This is a genomic window from Paraburkholderia sp. Ac-20347 (assembly GCF_017104805.1).
Classification (GTDB): Bacteria; Pseudomonadota; Gammaproteobacteria; order Burkholderiales; family Burkholderiaceae; genus Paraburkholderia; species Paraburkholderia tropica.
This window is the reverse complement of the sequence record NZ_JAAGPN010000632.1, coordinates 1-863: the sequence shown is the minus strand read 5'-3', so window position 1 is coordinate 863 and position 863 is coordinate 1. Positions and strand designations below refer to the sequence as shown.

At 71.6% G+C, this 863-nt stretch carries 1 protein-coding gene; it reads left to right on the top strand.

From position 1 onward, the window contains the following. Nucleotides 1–863: ATP-binding cassette domain-containing protein (locus tag G3N97_RS39125; RefSeq protein ID WP_205998042.1), on the top strand; the 863-nt coding region annotated here is incomplete at both ends.

Below are 863 nucleotides of genomic sequence, written 5' to 3'. Positions count from 1 at the left end.
CCAGCGCTTCGGCGAAGGCTACGCATGGGCCGATTCGCTCGCGGTGCTCAGCATGGCCGTGCTCTCGGGCGCGGGCTATCTGTTCGGCGGCGTGCTCGCGGGCGTGTTCGCGCCGGGCGGCGCGCTCGCGCAACTGCTCTCGTTCGGCGGCACAATCAACGACTGGGTCGCGCTCGTGCTCGCGCTCAATCTGGTGTTCGTGCTGATCAGCGAACCCGACGGCGTGGTCGCGCAAATCCTGCGCGGCGTCGCGCATCTGCCCGAGGCGTGGCGCAAGCCGCTTCGCGCGCTCGTGCAATGGCCGCGACGCGCGAGCCCGTCGGCGACGCTCGATGCACGCGCGTTGCGCGAGCGCCTGAGCGGTGCGCAAGCCGATGCCTCTACCACCGCGAGCGCCGCGCTCGAAGTCGAAAACTTGCGCGTGGCCTACGGCAACACCGTCGTGGTCGATGGTGTGAGCCTGCGCATCGCGCCGGGCGAAGTGCTCGGCGTGCTGGGCGCGAACGGCGCGGGCAAGAGCAGTCTCGTCGATGCGCTGACCGGCTTCGTCCCCGCGCGAGCGGGCCGCGTGCGCGTGCAAGGCGTCGATGTCACCGCGCTCGCGCCGCATCGCCGCGTTGCGCACGGCCTCACGCGCACGTTCCAGGATCATCTGCTGTTCGACGATTTGTCGGTGCGCGAAAACCTCGAAACCGCCGCCGAGCCGAAGGACGCCTGGGCGTGGTTCGCCGCGCCGTTCGGTCTCGCGCCGCGTCGTGCTGCGCATCGCTCGCTGGGGACGGTGCACGCGGCGGCCCAGGCCGCGGGCGTCGTCCATCATCTCGACGCCGCCGCCGACACGCTCTCGCTCGGCTGGCAGGCGC